The sequence below is a fragment of the Sphingomonas faeni genome, from assembly GCF_024273235.1.
Classification (GTDB): Bacteria; Pseudomonadota; Alphaproteobacteria; order Sphingomonadales; family Sphingomonadaceae; genus Sphingomonas; species Sphingomonas faeni_A.
The window spans coordinates 1-938 of record NZ_JANBVH010000097.1 but is presented as its reverse complement, the minus strand read 5'-3'; the positions used below and the strand labels follow the sequence as shown (position 1 = coordinate 938).

Below are 938 nucleotides of genomic sequence, written 5' to 3'. Positions count from 1 at the left end.
TGGGATCGGGCGGTGAGGATAGGAATGCCCCGAGGCCTTATGGAAAGCGATGCCGACAAGGATCAAGATAAGAGAATTGACTCCGACCGGCACGAACGGGAACGCGTAACCAGCTCCTAGCACGGCTGGCCCACCGATCACGGCCGTCAGTGCAGCCGCTCCACCGGGCGGATGCAAACAGCGAAGCAGCGACATGGCGAAGATTGCCCCACCTACGGCAACCCCAACGGCCAGATACGGTACAGGCACGAAGCGAGCCGCTGCTACGCCGACCAATGCTGATACGACGTTACCGCCCAACACCGACCAGGGTTGGGCCAACGGGCTCGCTGGGACAGCGAAGACCAGCACCGCGGAGGCGCCGATCGGCGCCACCAGCAACGGGAGCGATGCCCAGTCGTGCAGAGCCATGGCGCTCACGAGGCTGGTAAGCGCAACGCCGATCAATGCACCGACGCACGCGAAGAGGCGGTCTCGCAATGTCGCGCCAGCGAGAATAGGTACAAAAGAGAATGACAGCTTCATTTTTCAGTTCACCTGACCCCGAACAATCTAACTTTTATAGGGAATTCGTAGCGCCAGTTTTGGCTATGTTCGGTCGATCTCTGCGCGTTTGCGGGCGCTTCGGACTTTGAGCAGATCGTGTCGCGAGAGGATGCCAACCACCCGATTGGTGCCGACCTCGACAATGGGGATACGTCCAACACCACTCTCGACCATCAAGTCAGCAACTCCGCCGATCGGTGAGTGAGGGTAAGCGGTCGGCTGCGATGAATCGGATAGCGCCTCGCCTATCGAGGTGTCGGGTAGCTCGCCGTCTACCTGCCAGCGAAGCGCATCGGCCCGGGACACCATTGCGACCAGTCGCCCGCCCTCGTCCACCACCGGATATGTTCGGTGCGTCGCGTCGTCGGCAAAATAGGCGACTGCATCCTTGA

2 protein-coding genes are annotated in these 938 nt (G+C 60.8%); both read right to left on the bottom strand.

Annotated features, from left to right (window positions below):
• Positions 1 to 525, bottom strand: a 525-nt coding sequence (locus NLI89_RS21650; protein WP_254688792.1) for an HPP family protein, incomplete at its 3' end; no start/stop codon positions are given.
• Between the two features lie 63 nt (positions 526 to 588).
• Positions 589 to 938 (bottom strand): CBS domain-containing protein (locus NLI89_RS21645; protein WP_254688791.1); only part of this gene is annotated, 350 nt, incomplete at its 5' end.